This is a genomic window from Bradyrhizobium sp. USDA3010 (assembly GCF_056429065.1).
On the sequence record NZ_JBWJZD010000009.1, the window covers coordinates 174,330 to 193,621 of the forward strand.

Below are 19,292 nucleotides of genomic sequence, written 5' to 3' on the forward strand. Positions count from 1 at the left end.
CCCAATCCTTAGGGTTTCGCGCCGTGCTTTACGCATGCCACGAACGTTGCCGATCGAATATGACATGAAATACTTCAGCGACCGGTTTTGGGGCGTCACATGCAAGTCTGGTTTCTCTATCTGCTCGGGCTCGGCGCCGGTATCGCCGTGGCTGTTCAACAGGTCCTGAACGGCAACCTCCGCTCCGCCCTGAATTCGCCGGCCTGGGCCGGGCTCGTCAGCTATCTCGGCGGTTTCGTGACGATGGCGGTCGTGCTGGTCGCGACGCGGGAGCCGGTGCCGTCCTGGAAACTGGTATCGGCTGTGCCATGGTGGGCCTGGAGCGGCGGCATCCTCGGCGGCGTCTTCATCCTGCTGATGATCCTGCTGCTGCCGTCACTCGGCGCCGCGACCTTGCTGGCGCTGGTGGTCGCGGGCCAGATGACCGCGGGCATTGCGATGGACCATTTCGGCGTGTTCGGGCTGACGCAGCATCCGATATCGATTTCACGACTGGCCGGCATCGCGCTGATCATCGGCGGCGTGCTTCTGATCAAGGATTGAGGCCATCGACAAGCCGGTCGATGCGATTGATTCCCTGAATGAGAAAGCTCCGCTGAATCCGGCGTCGAATGACGTGATGACGCAACCACCCGCGTAATCTCCGGGTGTGGACACCCGCCGATTCGTCGCTTAGCTGTAAGCACCCGCCCTCGTCGTGTTGCGTCATGCGGGACCGCCCCTCCCTGTTCATCTGCGTCAAAAGAATTGCGCATCCCGCCAGCGTCGAGAGGCCGCATCCCCGGCTTCGGCGTGGGTCAGAGGTTGCGAGGAGCACAACATGACCCATCGTTTCCGTTTGGTCGTCGCTGCGCTAGCAATGCTGCTCGGCAGCGGTAGCGCGGCGCCGGCCCAGCCGCTGCCCGACTACATGGCGCCGATCTCGGGCAAGACCACCTCCACGCCGGCCGATATCGCGACCAAGGACGTGCTGGCGCTCAACACCGGCATGTTCGAGCTCTATGGCGATGCGGCGCGGATCTTCCAGAAGAACATCCTCGACAAGCATCCGGTGATCCTCGGCCTGTTCTCCGGCGCCGGCGGCCGCCTGATCCTGTACCGGCCGGGCAAGCCGCCGACCGAAGCGCCGCAGGTGCCGGTGGTCTATCAGCTGCTCAAGTCGGTCGGCCACAGCACGATGGCGCTGGCCGAGGTGGTCGGCCCGTATGTCGACAATCCCGACGACAAGGCGTGGCGCGGCTCGATGCAGGCCTATCGCAGCCGGATGCAGTCGGCGCTCGACGGGCTCGATGCCACGCCAATGCAGGCGGACTGGCGCGACAACAACCGCGCCATCTTGAAGAACAACATCGCCTTCATGGATGAATGCCTCACCGCCGGTGCGATCCCCTTCGCGACGCTCGAGGCGTTCGGCAAGAAGCAGGCGCCGCTGCTCGCCAGGAACGTCGCCTGGGCCGCGCAGACCCAGGTCGCGCACTGGATGACCGTCATGACCGACTGGAAGACCCAGCTCGGCGCCGACTGGGACAACACCTATGGCGCGAGCAACACGATCTACGTCGCGCGGCAGAACAACGTGATCTTCAGCGTGCTGGCGCAGTTCTTCGGGCCTGACGCCATCAACAGCCGCCTGATGCTGATCGAGACGATTTCGTTCACCACCACGCCGTCGGACATGCTGGAGTCGCTGACCCGGATTATCGCCGACCGCTCGGTGGGCGCGCTGTTCTTTGGCAGCTACCATTTGATGGACTACGAACTGATGGGGGGCGATGCGCGCGAGGCGATCGTCGCCGAGACCAAGAAGCGCGGCATGACGACCTTCCTGCCGCCGCTGGTGCCGTTCGGTTCCAAGCAATGGCCGACCCTGATCACCCCGGGTCCGGGACCGGCCACCATCGCCGACCTCAAATGAGGCCAGATCTACAAGTGAGAAGGCTACGACCTATTGCGGCATTGCGATTGCGCTTGCTTTGCCGCAACACTGCAGCGTGTATTTTGTCGATTCATAAACTGCGGCGCGATGCGCCGCCGAAGCGGTGATGAGAGATCAGACCATGTGGCCCTCGCGACGCGACTTCGTGAAGTGGTTGTCGGCAGGCGGCATCTCGGTCAGCCTGTCGCATCTGGCGCTCGCGAAGGAACCGGCCTTCGCGACCCGCGAGACGCTTCCCGGGCGCGGCCATTTCAATCCGGCGGCCAAGGGCGCCGGCCGGGTCGACGGGGTGGCCAAGGTTACCGGCGCAAAGCTCTACGCCTCCGATTTTCGCGCCGCCGACATGCCCGGCTGGCCTGCGACCACCTCGCACGCCATCCTGGTCCGCGCCAACGACGCCACGCATGTCTATGCCGGCATGGACCTCGCCCGGCTCGATGGTCCGGCGAAGCCCTCGGTCGTCGTGACATCGGCCGATCTCGACCGGATCGGCACGCGGGTGCCGGAGTTCTATACCGGCGATCTGTTCTGCCCGGTCGGCACGACGCCGCTCTATCTCGGGCAGCCGGTCGCGCTGCTGATCTTCGAGCAGTTCGACGCCTTCGACCGCGCACGCCTCGCGCTGCGCGATGTCGGCTTCGTCAAGTTCGGCGACGAAACCGGCCCTGTGATCCTGCCGAACTACGGCGCCTATCGCTTCACCCGCGTCGCCGGCGCCACGCCAGAGGCGCCCGACATCTATTCGCCGATCCAGGCCGGCTGGGTTTCGCCGAGCCGCATCCAGAACGCGGCGCTGCCGGTCTGGCTGCCGCTCGCCAAGGAGACCAAGGCCGACTACGCCAAGGCCGCGATCCATGGCGAAGCGATCCGCGCCCAGCTTGGCAAGGACGATCCGTCGCAGCTCGTGCTCGACCGCGAGTTCGAGACCCAGTCGGTCGATCCGATGTTCCTCGAGCCGGAGAGCGGGCTCGCCTGGTACAGCGACAACAGCGGCAATCTCGAACTGGTGCTCGGCGTGCAGTCGCCTTATGAGGCGACCGAGTCGATCGCCTTCATGCTCGGCAAGGCCCGCCTGCCCTTCCGCCCCTCGCACATCAACGCGCAGTTCGCCCATGTCGGCGGCGGCTTCGGCGGCCGCGATCACACCCCATTCGTGCTTTACGTGGCGCTGGCGGCAATGTTCTTCCCGGGACGGCCGGTGCGGCTGGCGCACGACCGCTACCAGCAATTCCAGGGCGGCATCAAGCGCCACCCGATCAAGATGCGCTCGCGGATCGGCATCGATCGCAAGAGCGGCAAGATCACGGCATTCGCCGCCGACCATGTGCTCGACGGCGGCGGGCTCGCCAACTTCTCCGCCAACGTCGCGACCGTGGCCGCCACCGCGGCGATCGGCATCTACGACGTCCCGAAGGTCGACGTCACCACCGTGGCGCTGCATTCGCGCGGCGTCACCGCCGGTTCGATGCGCGGCTACGGCACGCTGCAGACCATGACTGCGCTCGAAGTGCTGATCGACGAGGCCGCCAGCGAGCTCAAGGTCGATCCGATCGCGTTCCGCCGCAACAATTCGCTGAAGCAGAACGGCCGGACCATGACCGGCAACCCCTACATCGTGTCGGTGCGCACGTCAGACATCCTCGACAAGCTCGAAAAGCATCCGATCTGGCAGCAGCGCGCCGACTTCAAGCAGAAGGCAACGGAAGGACGGCTGGTCGGCACCGGCGTCGCATGCGTCACCAAGGATTACGGCGCGGGCGCGGATTGCTCGCTCGGCCGGGTCGAGATCGATCCCGAGGGACGGATCGCGATCTTCTGCGATCACGTCGAGATGGGCAACGGCATCGGCACCGCGCTTGCCAACCGCGTTGCCGGCCATCTAGGCGCCGTCGCCGATGAGGTTGCCGTCTCCCGGGTCGACAGCTACGACGCGCTCGGGCTCGTCACGTCGGGCGATCCCTACACGATGGATCAGAAGACCCAGGATCTCGCCGAGAAGAATCCGCGCTGGGTGCCCGCGATCAGCTCGGCGACGAGTGCGTCGATCGGCGCCCATGTCGGCACGCACTCCTCGGCCGAGGCGGCCCGCGTCATCTTCCGCTTCGGCCTGTGGCCGGCCGCGCTCGAGCTCTGGCGCATCGGCAAGACCGATCCGCGCGCCCGGCAATGGGACAAGGCGCGCTGGAATGATAGCCAGCTCGTGCTCGACGATCTCGCGCCGCTGTCGCTGCCGAAGCTTGCCGCGACCGCGCATGCGCGCGGCTTCGTCACCGGCGCGGTGGCGCACAGCTTCTCGCGCTGGGCCTGGTCGCGCGGGCGCTTCCCGCTGTTCGGCGAGCAGTACCGCGCCGAGATCGACGCACTGGCGATCCGCCGCGGCCGCGGCCGGTTCGAGCGGATCGATCGCATCAGCGTGAAATTCCCGCCGACCGACAACAACCGGATCGGCACCGCCTACACCTCGATGTGCGGCACGCTGGTCCGTGTCGAGATCGAACGCGCGACCGGCATCCTGCGGATCGCCAAGGCCTACAGCGTGTTCGAATGCGGCCAGGCGCTCGTGCCTGAAGTGGTGCTTGGCCAGTCGCATGGCGGTTTTGCCATGGGCGTCGGCTACGCGCTGCTCGAAACCCTGCCGCCGTTCGAAGGCGGGCCCGGCAACGGGCAGTGGAATCTCGGCCAATACCTGATCGCGCGCGGCTCCGACCTGCCGCTGCATGATCTCGAGATCGAGATGCTGCCGCCGCTGACGCCGGACGAACCGCCGAAGGGCATGGCCGAGGTGGTGATGATCCCGATCGTGCCGGCGCTGCTCAACGCCATCAACGATGCCACCGGCCACCGCTTCCGCTCGTTGCCGGTAACATCGAGCCTGCTCAAGGGAGCGCTTGCGTGACGACGCTCAACCTCACCATCAACGGCCGGAAGCACGGCCCGATCGAGGTCCGCGACGACCTCTCGATGAACGATTTCCTTCGGGAAATGCTCGGCATGACCGGCACCAAGTTCGGCTGCGGCGCCGCGCAATGCCTGAGCTGCGCTGTCATCATCGATAACCCCGACGGCACCAGCTACACCAGCCCGACCTGCGTGGTGCCGGCGGCGAATTTCGACGGCATGGCGATACGTACCGTCGAGGGCCACGCCAAGGACGGCGAACTCTCCGCGTTGCAACGCGCCTTCATCGACCACTTCGCGTTCCAGTGCGGCTATTGCACGGCCGGCTTCCTCAACGAGGGCCAGGTGCTGCTCGAACGGCTGGCGAAAACGCCGGTGGCGCGGGACCAGCTCGAGACAATCATCGCCGAAGCGCTTGATGGCCATCTGTGCCGCTGCACCGGCTACATCAAGTATCATCAGGCGGTGCGTGACGTGATCCTCGCCGATTCCAAACGCTATCTGACCGCCAACAAGTGAGCCCGCGAGCGATGACATCGGATACGCGGTTTCGGATCATTGCAGTGCTGACGGCGCTCGCGACCAGCCTGTGTGCCGGCTACGCGGCGTCGGAGAGCGCAAGCCACGCCCTCGCCTCGCCGGAAAGCTTTGCCGGTATAGAGAATGTCGAGCAGCGCTCGGCGGCGATCTTCACCGAGCTCGGCAAGGTGCTCACCCATCCGCGCTGCACCAATTGCCACCCCGCCGGCGACAGCCCGCGGCAGGGCGACATCAGCCGCATGCACCAGCCCCCGGTCACGCGCGGCGCGGATGGCCATGGCACCAACGCCATGCGCTGCTCGATCTGCCACCAGCACGCCAATTTCGATCCCGGCCGGGTGCCGGGTCACCCGGAATGGCACCTCGCGCCGCGCGAGATGGCCTGGGCCGGCAAGACCATCGGCGAAATCTGCGCCCAAATCCGCGACCCCGCGCGCAATGGCGGCCGCAAGGTCGAGGATCTGATCGAGCATATCGGCAAGGACACGCTGGTGGGCTGGGCCTGGCATCCCGGGTTCGGCCGCTCGCCGGCGCCGGGCACGCAAGCAGAGGCAGGCGCCTTGGTCGAAGCCTGGGTGAAGACCGGCGCGGCCTGCCCCGCGCCCTAGTCGCAACGTCCGAACTAGTGGCGCTTGAAATACTGCACGTCGCGCTCGTGCTTTTCCGCCGCCGCGCGTGACTTGAAGGTACCGAGATTGCGGCGCTTGCCGGTCTTCGGATTGACCTTGCGGGAATACAGCCGGTACTCGCCGGAACGCAGCTTGCGGATCATGACATCGCCTCGCCAGTGCCTTTCGCACGACAACGACATGCAACCGCGAGCGTTCCTAGAGCTTCGGTTCCGAGTGCATCAGAACCGAAGCTCTAGATTCTTGTTTGACGCGTTTTCTTCACGCGAACCGGTGTCCACTTCGCTCGAAAACGCTTTAGAAGCAGAGGTTGGTCACGGTATTGCCGCGCTTGTCCTTGATCACGTACGGGCAGCGGGCGCGTTCCAGCGCCTTCTTGGCATCCTCATCACCGAGCGCGGCCGCCCGTTCGTAATAGGCTTTTGCGGCATCGCTATCCTTCGGTCCGCCGCGGCCGGCTTGCGCGAAGGCGCCCATACGCTCCAGCGCGCCGGGATGGTTCTGCGCAGCAGCCTTCTCGAACAACGCCCGCGCGCCGGCATCATCCTGCGCGCCGCCCTTGCCTTCAGCCAGCATCATGCCGAGCTGGTACTGCGCCTCCGCATTGGTCTCGGCAGACTTGGCGAGCAATTCGCGCGCGCGTGCCGGGTCGGACGCGACGCTGCCGCCGAGGGCGGCGAGATTGCTGACGCCGCGCGCGTTGCCGGCCTGCGCCGCGCGCTCCAACAGATTGCGCGCCTGCGCCTCGTCCTTGGCGACGCCGCTGCCATTACCGTAGAGCACGCCGAGCTCGACCATCGCCGAGGTTGAGCCCTTGTCGGCCGCCTTGCGCCAGGCCGACATTGCTTCCGCGGTCTGCCGGTTGGCGGCATAGGCACGGCCGAGCTCGTACATCGCGCGGCGCGACGATTTTGCCGCCACCGCGCAATACTTGATCGCGGTCGCGATATCCGCCGACGCAATGTCGGGCACGCCCTTCACGTCAGCTGGCTTGTCGGGATCGGTGGGATCGGCGGCAAGCCGGTCGCACAGCACGAGGTCGGCCGATTGCGCGTGGGCCAGCACAGGTGCGGCCAGCGCCACGGTAAGGACGATTGCATGGAGTGTTCTGAACATGACTGGCAGGTTGCGTCTCGGTGTGGACAAATTCAAGGCTCGAGCCCGGTCTCGCGCAGCACCGGCGCGACATCGGCCGACGCCAGGTAACGCAGCAGATGATCGGCGGCCGCTGCCCGTTGTGCGGCGACCATGCGGCCCGCGGAAAACACCGCCGGCGTCTGCAAACCCAAGGGAATTGGCCCGACGATTTCGATGCCATCGATCTGCTTCAACTCGCTGATCTGCTGGATCGCAAGGTCGGCTTCGCCTGTGACGAGCCTTTCCGCGGTAAAGCCCGCCGGAATGATCACCGCACGGGCGTTGATCGCCTCGGCAATGCCGAGACGCGCGATCAGCTGCGCGAACAGGATGCCGCTGGCGCCGAGCCGCGAATAGGCCACCGCCCGCGCGCCGAGCAGCGCCGCCCGCAGCGCGGCTTCGCTCGCGATGTCGGGATGCGCAGCGCCCGCCCTCACGGCGACACCGACATAGGAGCGCGCGAGATCGACGGCATTTTCCCGCGCAACGCGGCCTTCGCCGGTCATCTCGTCGAGGCCCTCGCGCGTCAGGATCACGAGGTCGGCGGCCTCGCCGACGCGCAGGCGTTCGAGCAGCGCCAGCGTCGGCGCGAAATCGGCGTCGATCCGAACACCACTTGCCGCCTGGTAAACCGCCGCAAGGCGCGCGACCGCGCCCTTCAGCGCCAGCGTCGAGAGCACGCGAACCGAATTGTCCATCCCGCTTACGCCCGCCGCATCAGCTTGAGCGTGGCCGTGAGGCGGAGGCTGCGCTTGCCGGCAAGCGCCGTCGCTTCGAGCACGGCGCCCTCCGCGTCGCAGGTGCCGGCAAAGCCGATGCCGACCTCATGGCCGCCGAACACCGGGTTCTCGCCCATCGCCGAGGTGTGCTCCTGATTGAGGATCTGCCCCTTCCAGCGGCCTTTCTCGGAGGTGTAGGTGCCGAGATAGTAGAAGAACGCATCGCCGCCAAGGATGCGGCCGTTATTCAGCAGCATCACGCCGGTGAGGCTGCCGTCGACACCGTCAAGCAGCTGGATGTGGATCGAATAGAGCCCATTGATGATGCCGCCCTCGCCGACGCCGCCTGCGATCGGGACTTCATCCTCGGTGATCGGCGTCATCACCGACTGGAACGGCACGCCGGGCAATTCCTTCAGTTCGCCTTTGAAGCGGTAGAGCTCGCCGTCCGGCCGGCCTGTGGCGAGCAGCGTCGCGTCATCGGTGCCGGCCATCGCACGATAGTTCGGATCGGGGTTGTGGCGGACGGTCTGGATCTCGACCGCGACCTCGTCGCCGGCTTTCTGGTAGGTGCCGATATGGGCGAAGGCCGAGTTGCCGCCGAGCATCTTGCCGTCGCCGACATACATCACGCTGCGGCCGACGGCGCCGCCCAGCTCGAACCGGACCTTGTAAAACCCCTCAAACAAGCGCCGTGTCCCCGGCAGCCAAGATATCACCGTTGTCTAGCGCGGTTCATAACGCAGTGAAACCGCTTTCGGCGGCAAGCCCGCCGCAAAGACTGTCGTCAAAAAGCAGAGGTCCGCCAAGGCAGTCGCCCTGGCGGACCCGATTGCGGTACCGGATGGCTCCATCCGGGTCCGACAGCTGCTAGGTCGCGGCCATTAAGCCGCAGCCATTTAAGCAGCAGCCATTTACGCCGCAGCCTTGGCGCCGGTCGGCACCTCGGAGATCGTCTTCAGGATCTGCGAAGCGATCTGGTAGGGGTCGCCTTGCGAGTTCGGACGGCGGTCTTCCAGATAGCCCTTGTAGCCATTGTTGATGAAGGAGTGCGGCACGCGGATCGACGCACCACGGTCAGCCACGCCATAGCTGAACTTGTTCCACGGCGCGGTCTCATGCTTGCCGGTCAGACGCTTGTCGTTGTCCGGCCCATAGACGGCGATGTGATCCATCAGGTTCTTGTCGAAGGCCTTCATCAGGCTCTCGAAGTACTCCTTGCCGCCGACTTCGCGCATGTACTTGGTCGAGAAGTTGGCGTGCATGCCGGAGCCGTTCCAGTCGGTGTCGCCGAGCGGCTTGCAATGGAATTCAATATCGATGCCGTAGCTCTCGGTGAGGCGCAGCATCAGATAGCGGGCCATCCACATCTGGTCAGCGGCGGTCTTGGAGCCCTTGCCGAAGATCTGGAATTCCCACTGGCCCTTCGCCACTTCGGCGTTGATGCCTTCGTGGTTGATGCCGGCGGCGAGGCAGAGATTGAGATGCTCTTCGACGATCTTGCGGGCGACGCTGCCGACGTTCTTGTAGCCGACGCCGGTGTAGTACGGGCCCTGCGGCGCCGGATAACCCTCTTCCGGGAAGCCGAGCGGACGGCCGTCCTTGTAGAAGAAGTATTCCTGCTCGAAGCCGAACCATGCACCTTCGTCATCCAGGACGGTGGCGCGCTTGTTCGAGACATGCGGCGTCTTGCCGTCGGGCATCATGACTTCGCACATCACCAGCACGCCGTTCTCGCGCGCGGCGTCGGGATAGCAGGCGACCGGCTTCAGCACGCAGTCAGAGCTGTGGCCTTCAGCCTGCTGGGTGGACGAACCGTCAAAGCCCCACAGCGGGAGCTGTTCAAGGGTCGGGAACGACGCGAATTCCTTGATCTGCGTCTTACCGCGCAGGCTCGGCGTCGGCGTATATCCGTCGAGCCAGATATACTCGAGCTTGTACTTGGTCATTGAACCTCTCTGTTGATGATGCAAAACCGTGAGGAACCGAAAGCCAGTCGGCCGCCGCACGCGTACCCGGCCACCATCGGCCGGCTCTTTCTAAGCAATTAAAGTGCCAGTCGCTGCACTGCGGCACCCGCCGGGCCCGCGGACGTCCACAGCGGACATCGCATTTTTAGCTGCGACAAAGCAGCGCAGCTGGCATGCGCCACGGTCAGCCAAAATCCCCTGCCAGCGCCCTCCGCCGCTCGTTTCTGCAGCAAATTCAGCTACCGCGTCCGCCGCCGATTAATGCGGCGGCAGCGCCATGTGACAGTTCGTGTCCAGCCATCGGGCGCCGAGCAACCTTCGGCTCGGCCCAAGCGTTGGTCAGCCGCATCCTGCCTCGCAGGATGCAAACCGGGATTTGCACACGAATTAGACAGATAATGACTGTTTTCTGGTCACCTTGCACCCTGCCGGACCCGGGCCGATATCGAAATGACGGTAACGACACGCGAATGAGTCGGGCGCACCATGGAGGCTCGCTCCGGCCATAGGAGACTTTGACATGATCACGACGGGCCAAAATCAGGGATCGGCAACGATCTACCAATTCCCGGCTGGGGGCCGCGCGGCTCTCGGCGGACGCCGCTACGGCGAGATGCGGACGGTACGCGAGCTGGCCGCTGAGGTCGCGACCTCGGCTTGCAGCGAGAGCTGGTACCATCAGGCGGCCATCGACGATGCCAAACCGAGCCGCGATCACTGATGCCGACGCAACGCAAAGGCGTGGCGCAAAAACGTCAGACAGCAGCAGGGCAATAGGAAAGGGTCGGAACGAAGCGTTTCGGCCCTTTTTTCATGCCAGCTCGCAGGCCGTCACCGGCCGCTTCGCATGCCGGAGCCTGGTCAATCCGGCCCGGGTGATCTCAAGCGTGACACCGCTGCCTCTGTAGCGCGTGCCCGTCAGCGACAGACGCTTCGTCAGTGTCACCGCCTTGCCGTCGAGTTGCAGATGCGCGCGGGTGTCCCCGTTGAAGAATGCGGCAATGAATTGCGTGCCGTCGGCACAATGATAATTCCGGAAGGCGGACTGCGCCGGCGCTGTCGGGGAACCAAAAATCTCGAAAAGAATTGCGCCGACGAGAATGGCGCCTCCGCGATAAGTCATATTCTCCCCCCGAGAGGCCGGTTATAGACCTGTGCGCCCATACTCCTGCGCCAGGACTTCTCTGCCCTGCGCCAAGATTCCTGCGCCAAGACCTCATCAGCTGCAACAGGTCCGCCCGATGTCAGAAGCCCCTGCCCGTCACCTCAACCTCGCCGGCGCCAGCAATTTTCGCGACCTTGGCGGCTACCAGACGCGTGACGGCCGGACGGTGCGCTGGCGGCAGATCTTCCGCTCCAACCATCTGGCGCATCTCACCGAGCAGGACGTCACCGTGGTGCGCGGCCTCGGCGTCAAGAGCGCATTCGATTTCCGCGGCGTCGCCGAGCGCGCCGAGGCGCTGTGCGGCATGAGCGACGTGACCGTGCATTCGCTTCCAGTCGAGCCGACGGTGGTTGCTTCGCTGCGCGCGATCGCCAGCCAACGTCAACTCCTGGAAGCCGACGCGATCGATGTGATGCGGGATTCCTACCGCGGCTATGTGCAGGACAACACGCCGCGCTATCGCACGCTGTTCGCCCATCTGCTCGAGGACCGCGCCCCGCTGGTGATCCACTGCACCGCCGGCAAGGATCGCACCGGCTTTGCCTGCGCGCTGATCCTGCACGCGCTCGGCGTGTCCGATCAGGTGATCGCGGACGACTACCTCCTGACCAACCAGTTCTACAAGCGCGACCCGGCCCATAGCACCGAGCTGCCCGATGACGTCAAGCAGGTGCTCGGCACCGTTCGCGCGGCGTTTCTGGAGGCGGCGTTCGAGGCGATCGATGCCGACTATGGCGGCCTCGACGGCTATTTCCGCGAAGGCCTCGGGCTCGGCCAGGCCGAGCGCAAGGCGCTTGAAGGCCGCTATCTGCAGGCCTGATCAATTTACGCGAGCGCGTTTTCGTGTGAAGCCTGTCCCGTACGTGATGCGGGATGGACACCGGTTCGCGTGAAGAAAACGCGGCCAAACCGAAAAAAGCTCAGGCCGCCGCGGCCTCGAGCTCGAGCTCCGCGTCGAGATCGGCGATCACATCCTCGAACGCCGAGATCGCCTGCTGAATCGCTGCGATCTGCATCAGCTCCCAACTGCCCACTGGCCCGTTGCGGTTTTGCAGCGCTACCACGAGATCGCGCCGCTGCTCCTTAAGCTGAACGAGCGGTAAACCGTGATCCGGAAGATTTCCCATTCGCATAACCCCTACCTTGGCTAGAGTTCCGCTTCTAGGCAAAGGGTTCTGAAAACGACTTACGGAAGTGCCGCAAATTTTATCCAACCGGCCCGCCTCCGTAGTCTTACGTAGTCAAGACGACGTACTCGCGCTGCGTGCCACCGCATCGTTGATCGCACCGAGCAACGCTTGCGTGACACAATCGGTCGCCCACTCGCTCGTATGGAGATGCTCCTGTGCACCATCGTCGAGTTCGGAGAGCGGAATTCCGGCAGCGACCCATTGTTTCATCAGCGCAAAGCGGCGGAACAGGTTGACTTTCCGGCTTGCAGCGACGTCGGCGATCATTGGCATGAACTGGTTGGCGAGCTTGAGCACGTCTGGAGCGCCGATGATTGCCTGGGTGTATTGCGAATCCATCACCACGACGTCCAGCGGCAGGCCGGCGAGCACATCGAGTCCTGCCTCGAATGTCGCTTGCACCTGATCGAAGTTGTAGTTCCTGTACACAGCGTTGGTGCCGACCTGCCAAATCACCATCACCGGTGCTTCAGCGATGACATCGGACTCGATGCGCGAGAACTCTTCCGGCGCCTCTTGCCCGCCGATCCCCCGGTTGATGATGTCGATCATCCGGCCGAAGGACTGCTTCTGGCTTCGCCACAAGATCTCCAGCCGCGGTGGAAACGGGAGAATTTTGTCGGCTCCCGCGGTCGACGATGATCCGAGGGCAACGATCTTGACCTTCCGGTCGCGCTTGAGCGCCTGCGCAAGATGCGGCAATCCGTAGCTGAACTTGACGAGTTCGAGATGGGTTTCGCACGGTCTTGGTGTCGGCATCGCAAACATCCTTGAGGTGAATGAATTGATGAATGCGCGCAGTAGGAGACGAAATTGGCAGCATTGCAAATGAAATCCGCCTGATCATAGTGGGCAGCAACCTGTTGCTGATACGGAGAGCGCCATGAACGGAAAAGCCATCGTCATCACCGGCGCGCTCGGCGCGCTTGGCAAGGTGGTCGCCGAAGAAGCCCTGGCGCGCGGCGCGCGCGTTGCCGGCATCGATCATGCGGCCTCGCAGCTTGCCGCGACGGCCGATCGTATCGAACTCGGCAATGTCGACCTCACCGACACCGCACAGGCGACGGCCGCGATCGACAAGGCGGCGGCGCATTTCGGCCGGCTCGACGGGCTGATCAATATCGCAGGCGGCTTTACGTTCGAGGCGGTGAGCGACGGCGATCCCGCGACCTGGCAGCGCATGTTCGCGATGAACGTGATGACCGCCTTCAACACGTCGCATGCGGCGATTCCGCATCTCACCAAGTCGGGCGCCGGACGGATCATCAATATCGGCGCGCTCGGCGCCTTGCAGGCGGCGTCCGGCATGGGCCCCTACGCTGCTTCCAAGGCCGGTGTGCACCGCCTCACCGAGTCGCTCGCCGCCGAACTCAAGGGCAAGGTCACGGTCAACGCGGTGCTGCCCTCGATCATCGACACCGCCGCCAATCGCGCCGCGATGCCGAAGGCCGACATTTCGAAATGGGTGACGCCGAAGGAACTCGCCGACGTGATCCTGTTCCTCGCCAGCGACGCCGCAAGCGCCGTCACCGGCGCGTTGCTGCCGGTCAACGGGCGAGTTTAGTCAGCAACCAGCAGCCGCAGCTTCGACCTGAAGCGGATGCTCTGCTTGCCGGCCAGCGCCATGCCGTCGCCCTCGGCGGTCTCGTCGGTGTAGGTGCCGGTAAAACCGATGGTGACCACCTTGCGTTCCCACACCGGGCGCTCGCCATAGGTCGGCGAATGCTCCTCGTTGGTGACCTCGCCCTTCCACTTGCCATCGGCCGCGGTGTAGCTGCCGTGGGCGAAGAAGAACGAGTCACCGCCGCGCATCTGGCCGTCGCGCAGCACCATGACGCCCTGGTTGCCGCCAGAGACGCCATCGAGGAATTCGACGGTGATGTGATAGAGGCCGTTCCGGATCATGAAAATGGTTCGCGCCTTGTCCCGGCCCAATAATAGCCGCCTGGCCGCGCTTTGGGCAAATTCCATCGGCCGCAGTGGGCGCAATTCCGCGCTATGTTGGGGCACCTGAGTCGCGGCCGGATGCCGCAGGAGCCTGCCTGTTGGAAACCGCGCTTTATCCGCCCGTCAAACGCTTCCTCGAAAAGCTCGGCTTCACGGTGAAGGGCGAGATCGGCGGCTGCGACCTCGTGGCACTGAGCGGCGGCGATCCGCCTATCGTCGTGATCGGCGAGCTGAAGCTCGCCTTCAATCTCGAACTGATCCTGCAGGCGGTCGATCGCGCCGCCGCCGCCGACGAGGTGTGGATCGCGGCCAAGGTTTCGGCCCGCGGCAAGGGCCGCGAGAGCGACGCGCGCTATCGCAATCTGTGCCGGCGGCTCGGCTTCGGCATGCTCGGCGTCACCGACCGCGGCGACGTCGAGGTGCTGGTGCCGCCGCCGACTGCGGCACCGCGCCGCAATCCGAAGAAGCGCTCGCGCCTGATCACCGAGCACCGGAAGCGCAAGGGCGATCCGGCCATGGGCGGATCGACGCGCGCGCCGATCATGACCGCCTACCGGCAGCAGGCGCTGGCCTGCGCCTGTGCGCTGTCGGATGGGCCCCGGCGGGTGCGCGACCTGCGCGCCGAGATTCCCGACGCCGGCAAGATCCTGCAGCATAATGTCTACGGCTGGTTCGATCGCGCGGAGCGCGGCATCTATGTCCTGACCGATGCCGGCCGTGCCGCGCTGAAGCGCTGGCCGCAGCAACCGATCAATGCGTCAGGGGCGGAAGCCGCCCCGTAACGGACTGGGGGAGATCATGATTGTCGTCACCGGCAGCGTCACCGCCCGCCCCGACTCGTTCGACGAGGTGCGGCGATTGAGCCTCGAACATGTCCATCGCTCGCGCACCGAGCCCGGCTGCATCTCGCATGCGGTCCAGGTCGACTGCGAGAATCCGCTCAGGCTGGTGTTTTTCGAGCAATGGGCCGACCGCGCCGCGCTGGCGGCGCATTTTGCGGTCCCCGCCTCGCGCGATTTCGTCCGCTCCCTGCAATCCCTTGCGGCCGCAGCGACCACCATCGAACTTTATGACGCTCACAAGATTGAGAGACTCTAGCTGCATGGCTGGATTGCCATCTCATATTCATATTGCAATGCAACATTGGGGACCTTACGTATCTCCCGCGATTCAAAGATGAGGCGGCGATGAGCGGAGACTGGAATACCAAGTATGGCACCCGGCGCGTGCGGCATGATCCGCCGACGTTGGAGGAGGCAATCTTCGCCGCCATCGGCATCACCGATGACGTGGAGGCCCAGGCCGAGATCGCGTCGTCGCTGATGGGGCTGCCCTATGAAGTGGTGCTGGCCGAGGTGAAGAAGACCGCGCGCGTCAGCGCCCGCACCGGCACGGCAACCCGCGTGATCGCCGGCGAACAGGGCGCGCAGCGCTCGGTCGTGGTCGAGCGCCGCGTGGTCCGCCGTCTCGTACCCGCCAAGCGCACCGGCACCTGAAATACAACATCCGGTTACTCAAAGAAAAAGGGCAATCCGCTGAACGGATTGCCCTTTTTACGTTTGATCGGAGATTCTTATTGGGCGCGTTTCCTTCCCGCAAACTGGTGTCCCGTTCGCTTGGAAACGCTATCGGCTCAGGCGGCCCGGCCCCAGCCAGACATCTGCATCACCATTCGCCAATAGGCGCGGTTCATGTCGACGATCACGCGCGCGGCCTCGACCGGCGTAACCGGTGCAGCGGCCGGCGCCGGTTCAGGCTGGTGCTGTTCGGTCAGGTCGATGCTGCCCGTAGACTCACCATGACGGAAGGTCAGCTGCGCACCGAACTTGGTGGCAAGCGCACGCATCGCGTCGTTCTGCGCGCCGGTGGTGATGCGCAGGCTGCTGTAGCCCTTGGCATGCGCCTCGGCGATCAGTTTGCGGAACAGGGTGCTGCCGACGCCCTTGCGCCGCACCGACCGCTCCACGCTGAAGGCAATTTCCGGCTGTGCATCCGGTGACTGCTCCGGCGGATGCAGTTCGGCCGCGCCGCGGACCACGCCATCCTCGAAATAGGCGATGATGACCGTGCCGTCGTTGGCGCAGCGTTCGGCGTAGCGGCGGATGAAACTGTCGTCGATGAAGCCATGAAAACGATCATGGCGGCTGGTACGGTCCAGTCGCAACAGGTGATCGCGCAGCAGAGGAAGCTCCTCCTGCTGGCTCAACGTCCGCACGGTGCCCTTGGCGGACGTCGGACGGATGGAATCATAGTTCATTTCATAACTCCTCTTGGTAGCCCTCGAGGAGGCGTCGAGTCCCTAGTGGTCGCTATATTGTGCGCCGCACCATACAATTCAAGTACTGAGATTCATTTAAATAAACAATGTTGTGATTTGAAAATCATATCATCACCTTATCATAATACCAGCTGAGTTTGCGTGACGACGGCGACCAGCTTGCCGTCCTCGGTCTCCAGCCTGGTCTGCCAAACCTGGGTCCGCCGGCCCCGATGGACCGGGGTCGCCGTTGCGATCACGGTGGTCCCCTCCTTGGCCCCGCCGATGAAGTTGGTCTTGCTCTCCAGCGTCGTGGTGCCCTTGGCGTCCTCAGGCAGGTTGATCACGGTGGCGGCAGCGCCGACCGAGTCCGCGAAGGCCATCACCGCGCCGCCGTGGATGGTGTTGCGGAGGGTGCAGAGGTCAGGCCGCACCAGCATCTTCGCGACCACGCGATCCTGGCCCGCCTCGGTGAAGGTGACGCCCTTCAGTTCCGCAAACGGCATCTTCATCGACTGGATCTTTTCGAGCGGCGTCATGGGCACTCCCTGCTTGTGCGGGCTTCTTCGAGACTGGTGCCGACATGATGGATTGCCTCGTCGGGCCGGGCAATGACCTCCGAGGTAATGATGCGGATGACGTCATGGCCGCCGTGACAAACCTTGGTCAGTCTGCATACCGTTGTGGATGCGTGACTTCCCTCCCCGCCGGATCGTCTGCCTGACCGATGAGACGGTCGAGACGCTGTATCTGCTCGGCGAGCAGGACCGCATCGTCGGCGTCTCCGGCTATGCGGTGCGGCCACCGCAGGTGCGCCGCGAGAAGCCGCGGGTGTCGGCGTTCATCTCCGCCGACATCCCAAAGATCCTGGCACTCGATCCCGATCTGGTGCTCGCCTTCTCCGATCTGCAGGCCGACATCGTCGCCGATCTCGTGCGTGCCGGTGTCGCCGTCCACGTCTTCAACCAGCGCGACGTCGCCGGGATCCTTGCGATGGTCCGCACTTTGGGTGCGATAGTCGGTGCCGCCGAGCGCGCCGGGCAACTCGCGCAAGGCCTCGAACAACGGCTGAACGCGATTGCGGCAACGCCGCGGCCGGCCCCGCGGCCAAAAGTCTATTTCGAGGAATGGGACGATCCGCTGATCAGCGGCATCGGCTGGGTGTCCGAACTGATCGAGATCGCCGGCGGCGCGGACGCGCTGCCGCATCTGCGCGCGCATAAGGCCGCCAGGGATCGCATCGTCACGCCCGACGCCGTGCGCGCGGCGATGCCCGACGTGATCCTAGCATCCTGGTGCGGCAAGAAGGTCGTGCCCGACCGCATCCGCAAGCGCTGTGGCTGGAGCGACATTCCGGCCGTGCGCAACGACCGCATCGTCGAGATCAAGTCGCCGATCATCCTGCAGCCCGGCCCCGCTGCGTTGACCGACGGGCTCGATGCGATCGTCAAGGCGTTGTGGGCGGCGCGCGCGTGAATCTCTCCGCCGTCATTGCGAGGAGCGAAGCGACGAAGCAATCCATGTCTGCGCACGTGGTGAGATGGATTGCTTCGCTTCGCTCGCAATGACGCAGACGGGGCAGCTACGCCTTCTCCACCCCGCACCATTCCGCGATGAACAGCGCGGTGGCCTTGGTCGACTTCCGCAGCGAGTCCAGCTCGACATATTCGTTGAAGCCGTGCATCGCCGCGCCACTGGCGCCAAAGCAGAGGCTCGGGATATCGTAGTTCAGGCCGTAGAAGCGCGTGTCGGTCAACGCGGTGAAGGCGCGGTCTTCCACCGCCCCGCCATAGACCGCCTGATGCGCCCTGGCGAAGGCCGCTTCCGCCGCTTCGGAGTTCACCAGCTCATAGCCTTCCGACAGGAAGCCCGACCACTCGACCTGCGGCGGATTATTGGAGAGGAAGCGGTGGTCGCGCGCCGCAGCCGAGACGCAGGCCAGGATCTCCTTCTGGCACTCGGCGATCGACCAGCCCGGCAGCACCGCGATGCGGCAGTCGACATCGCACCAGGCCGGCACGCTGGAGGCCCAGTCGCCGCCCTTGATGATGCCCGGATTGAAGTTGATCGGGTGATTGACGTCCTTGAAATGGCGATCGGCCTTGGCACGTTCGTTCCAGGCGATCTCGAGCTTCTCCAGCGCGTGGACTAGGTGATACGCCGCCATGATCGCGTTCGAGCCGGCGCCGGCCTCGAACACATGCACCGGGAAGCCGCGCACCTTCAGGCGGAACCAGATCACGCCGACCTGCGAGCGGATCATCTTGCCGTTGGTCGGCTCCGGGATGAAGCAGGCATCGGCGCGATAGCCGCGCTGCAAGGTCGAGAGCGCGCCGACGCCGGTGCTCTCCTCCTCGATCACAGACTGGAAGTGAATCCGCGCCGTCGGCTTCAGGCCGGCCTGCTTGATCGCATCCAGCGCATAGAGCGCGGCGATGGTGCCGGACTTCATGTCGCAGGCACCGCGGCCGTACATCTTGCCGTCCTTGATCACAGGCGAGAACGGCGGTGTTTCCCACATGTCGAGCGGGCCGGTCGGCACCACGTCGCAATGGCCCTGCAGGATCAGCGATTTGCCGGCATTGGTGGCCGGGCGATAAGTGCCAACCACCGTACGGGCTTTCGAGAAATCGTGCTCGATGGGGCCGAAGCCGCGCAAATCCTTCAGTTCGTCGAGATTGATGTGCCAGTCGTCGACCTCATAGCCGCGCTCGCGCAAGAGATCGCCGATCATGTCCTGGCACGGCCCCTCGGCGCCGCGGGTCGAGGGGATCGCGACAAAGGCCTGCGTCGTCGCAAGCTGCGCATCGAATCCTTCGTCAACGGCGGCAAGGATTCGTTGTTGCGTCTCGGCAGTCATGCGGCAGCTCCATGGGGGACATCAGACAAGGTGGGAGCCGCAGC

General features: G+C 64.7%; 24 protein-coding genes. 12 read left to right on the forward strand and 12 right to left on the reverse strand.

Annotated elements, in window-relative coordinates:
* The first annotated feature begins 99 nt into the window (after nt 1-99).
* From AC066Y_RS16820 to AC066Y_RS16840, 5 genes are all read left to right on the forward strand, one after another.
* Nucleotides 100-543 (forward strand): DMT family transporter, encoded by a 444-nt coding sequence (locus AC066Y_RS16820; RefSeq protein ID WP_478274847.1) that lies wholly within the window; start codon nt 100-102, stop codon nt 541-543.
* Between the two features lie 277 nt (nt 544-820).
* On the forward strand, nt 821-1,915 hold the full coding sequence (locus tag AC066Y_RS16825; protein ID WP_478274848.1) for a hypothetical protein: 1,095 nt from the start codon (nt 821-823) through the stop codon (nt 1,913-1,915).
* A gap of 142 nt (nt 1,916-2,057) precedes the next feature.
* Nucleotides 2,058-4,832, forward strand: coding sequence for a xanthine dehydrogenase family protein molybdopterin-binding subunit (locus tag AC066Y_RS16830; protein ID WP_478274925.1), 2,775 nt, complete (start codon nt 2,058-2,060; stop codon nt 4,830-4,832).
* Nucleotides 4,829-5,353 carry a (2Fe-2S)-binding protein gene (locus AC066Y_RS16835; RefSeq protein WP_176531713.1) on the forward strand — a complete coding sequence of 175 codons (525 nt, stop codon included), beginning with the start codon at nt 4,829-4,831 and terminating at the stop codon, nt 5,351-5,353. Before AC066Y_RS16830 ends, AC066Y_RS16835 begins: the two co-directional genes overlap by 4 nt.
* Before the next feature lie 11 nt (nt 5,354-5,364).
* Entirely contained in the window at nt 5,365-5,982 is a 618-nt protein-coding gene (locus AC066Y_RS16840; RefSeq protein WP_478274849.1) for an Isoquinoline 1-oxidoreductase subunit, read from the forward strand.
* Nucleotides 5,983-5,996: 14 nt separating this feature from the next.
* Here AC066Y_RS16840 and AC066Y_RS16845 read toward each other — a convergent pair whose 3' ends face one another.
* The 5 genes from AC066Y_RS16845 to AC066Y_RS16865 all read right to left on the reverse strand — a co-directional run bounded on the left by AC066Y_RS16845 (nt 5,997) and on the right by AC066Y_RS16865 (nt 9,808).
* On the reverse strand, nt 5,997-6,146 hold the full coding sequence (locus tag AC066Y_RS16845; RefSeq protein WP_016843021.1) for a hypothetical protein: 150 nt from the start codon (nt 6,144-6,146) through the stop codon (nt 5,997-5,999).
* 154 nt (nt 6,147-6,300) lie between these two features.
* Nucleotides 6,301-7,119, reverse strand: a complete 819-nt coding sequence (locus AC066Y_RS16850) for a tetratricopeptide repeat protein (protein WP_478274850.1) — start codon at nt 7,117-7,119, stop codon at nt 6,301-6,303.
* A gap of 32 nt (nt 7,120-7,151) precedes the next feature.
* Nucleotides 7,152-7,838 (reverse strand): substrate-binding domain-containing protein, encoded by a 687-nt coding sequence (locus AC066Y_RS16855; RefSeq protein WP_478274851.1) that lies wholly within the window; start codon nt 7,836-7,838, stop codon nt 7,152-7,154.
* A gap of 5 nt (nt 7,839-7,843) precedes the next feature.
* Complete coding sequence (locus tag AC066Y_RS16860) at nt 7,844-8,548, reverse strand: GrlR family regulatory protein (RefSeq protein ID WP_478274852.1); 705 nt, start codon at nt 8,546-8,548, stop codon at nt 7,844-7,846.
* A 225-nt stretch (nt 8,549-8,773) separates the two neighbouring features.
* Complete coding sequence (locus AC066Y_RS16865; RefSeq protein WP_478274853.1) at nt 8,774-9,808, reverse strand: glutamine synthetase beta-grasp domain-containing protein; 1,035 nt, start codon at nt 9,806-9,808, stop codon at nt 8,774-8,776.
* Nucleotides 9,809-10,349: 541 nt separating this feature from the next.
* Here AC066Y_RS16865 and AC066Y_RS16870 point away from each other — a divergent pair.
* Nucleotides 10,350-10,550, forward strand: coding sequence for a DUF2735 domain-containing protein (locus tag AC066Y_RS16870; RefSeq protein WP_212317633.1), 201 nt, complete (start codon nt 10,350-10,352; stop codon nt 10,548-10,550).
* Between the two features lie 90 nt (nt 10,551-10,640).
* On the opposite strand, the gene AC066Y_RS16875 is transcribed toward AC066Y_RS16870, so the two are convergent.
* Nucleotides 10,641-10,952: an MliC family protein gene (locus tag AC066Y_RS16875; RefSeq protein WP_478274854.1), complete on the reverse strand. Its 312-nt coding sequence runs from the start codon at nt 10,950-10,952 to the stop codon at nt 10,641-10,643.
* Between the two features lie 118 nt (nt 10,953-11,070).
* Between AC066Y_RS16875 and AC066Y_RS16880 the strand changes: the two genes are divergently transcribed.
* Nucleotides 11,071-11,814, forward strand: a complete 744-nt coding sequence (locus AC066Y_RS16880) for a tyrosine-protein phosphatase (protein ID WP_478274855.1) — start codon at nt 11,071-11,073, stop codon at nt 11,812-11,814.
* A gap of 100 nt (nt 11,815-11,914) precedes the next feature.
* On the opposite strand, the gene AC066Y_RS16885 is transcribed toward AC066Y_RS16880, so the two are convergent.
* Nucleotides 11,915-12,121 (reverse strand): hypothetical protein, encoded by a 207-nt coding sequence (locus AC066Y_RS16885; protein ID WP_038375209.1) that lies wholly within the window; start codon nt 12,119-12,121, stop codon nt 11,915-11,917.
* A 114-nt stretch (nt 12,122-12,235) separates the two neighbouring features.
* Nucleotides 12,236-12,952 (reverse strand): SGNH/GDSL hydrolase family protein, encoded by a 717-nt coding sequence (locus tag AC066Y_RS16890; protein WP_456757046.1) that lies wholly within the window; start codon nt 12,950-12,952, stop codon nt 12,236-12,238.
* 115 nt (nt 12,953-13,067) lie between these two features.
* Between AC066Y_RS16890 and fabG the strand changes: the two genes are divergently transcribed.
* The gene (gene fabG / locus AC066Y_RS16895; RefSeq protein ID WP_478274856.1) at nt 13,068-13,748 is read left to right on the forward strand and encodes a 3-oxoacyl-ACP reductase FabG; all 681 of its coding nucleotides are present in this window, start codon (nt 13,068-13,070) and stop codon (nt 13,746-13,748) included.
* Here fabG and AC066Y_RS16900 read toward each other — a convergent pair.
* Entirely contained in the window at nt 13,745-14,089 is a 345-nt protein-coding gene (locus tag AC066Y_RS16900; RefSeq protein ID WP_092113555.1) for a GrlR family regulatory protein, read from the reverse strand. The two genes, fabG and AC066Y_RS16900, sit on opposite strands and share 4 nt — an antisense overlap.
* A gap of 140 nt (nt 14,090-14,229) precedes the next feature.
* On the opposite strand from AC066Y_RS16900, the gene AC066Y_RS16905 reads away from it, so the two are divergent.
* From AC066Y_RS16905 to AC066Y_RS16915, 3 genes are all read left to right on the forward strand, one after another.
* On the forward strand, nt 14,230-14,913 hold the full coding sequence (locus tag AC066Y_RS16905) for a DUF2161 domain-containing phosphodiesterase (protein ID WP_478274857.1): 684 nt from the start codon (nt 14,230-14,232) through the stop codon (nt 14,911-14,913).
* A 16-nt stretch (nt 14,914-14,929) separates the two neighbouring features.
* Nucleotides 14,930-15,229: a putative quinol monooxygenase gene (locus AC066Y_RS16910; RefSeq protein WP_176531724.1), complete on the forward strand. Its 300-nt coding sequence runs from the start codon at nt 14,930-14,932 to the stop codon at nt 15,227-15,229.
* 89 nt (nt 15,230-15,318) lie between these two features.
* The gene (locus AC066Y_RS16915; protein WP_478274858.1) at nt 15,319-15,627 is read left to right on the forward strand and encodes a hypothetical protein; all 309 of its coding nucleotides are present in this window, start codon (nt 15,319-15,321) and stop codon (nt 15,625-15,627) included.
* A gap of 137 nt (nt 15,628-15,764) precedes the next feature.
* Here the strand turns inward: AC066Y_RS16915 and AC066Y_RS16920 are convergent, their stop codons facing one another.
* Together AC066Y_RS16920 and AC066Y_RS16925 are read right to left on the reverse strand one after the other, a co-directional pair.
* Entirely contained in the window at nt 15,765-16,388 is a 624-nt protein-coding gene (locus tag AC066Y_RS16920) for a GNAT family N-acetyltransferase (protein WP_456723385.1), read from the reverse strand.
* A gap of 140 nt (nt 16,389-16,528) precedes the next feature.
* The gene (locus AC066Y_RS16925) at nt 16,529-16,927 is read right to left on the reverse strand and encodes a PaaI family thioesterase (protein WP_092113549.1); all 399 of its coding nucleotides are present in this window, start codon (nt 16,925-16,927) and stop codon (nt 16,529-16,531) included.
* A 148-nt stretch (nt 16,928-17,075) separates the two neighbouring features.
* Between AC066Y_RS16925 and AC066Y_RS16930 the strand changes: the two genes are divergently transcribed.
* On the forward strand, nt 17,076-17,864 hold the full coding sequence (locus AC066Y_RS16930; RefSeq protein ID WP_478274859.1) for a cobalamin-binding protein: 789 nt from the start codon (nt 17,076-17,078) through the stop codon (nt 17,862-17,864).
* Between the two features lie 106 nt (nt 17,865-17,970).
* Here AC066Y_RS16930 and AC066Y_RS16935 read toward each other — a convergent pair whose 3' ends face one another.
* Nucleotides 17,971-19,248, reverse strand: coding sequence for an ArgE/DapE family deacylase (locus AC066Y_RS16935; protein WP_478274860.1), 1,278 nt, complete (start codon nt 19,246-19,248; stop codon nt 17,971-17,973).
* Nucleotides 19,249-19,292: the final 44 nt, after the last annotated feature.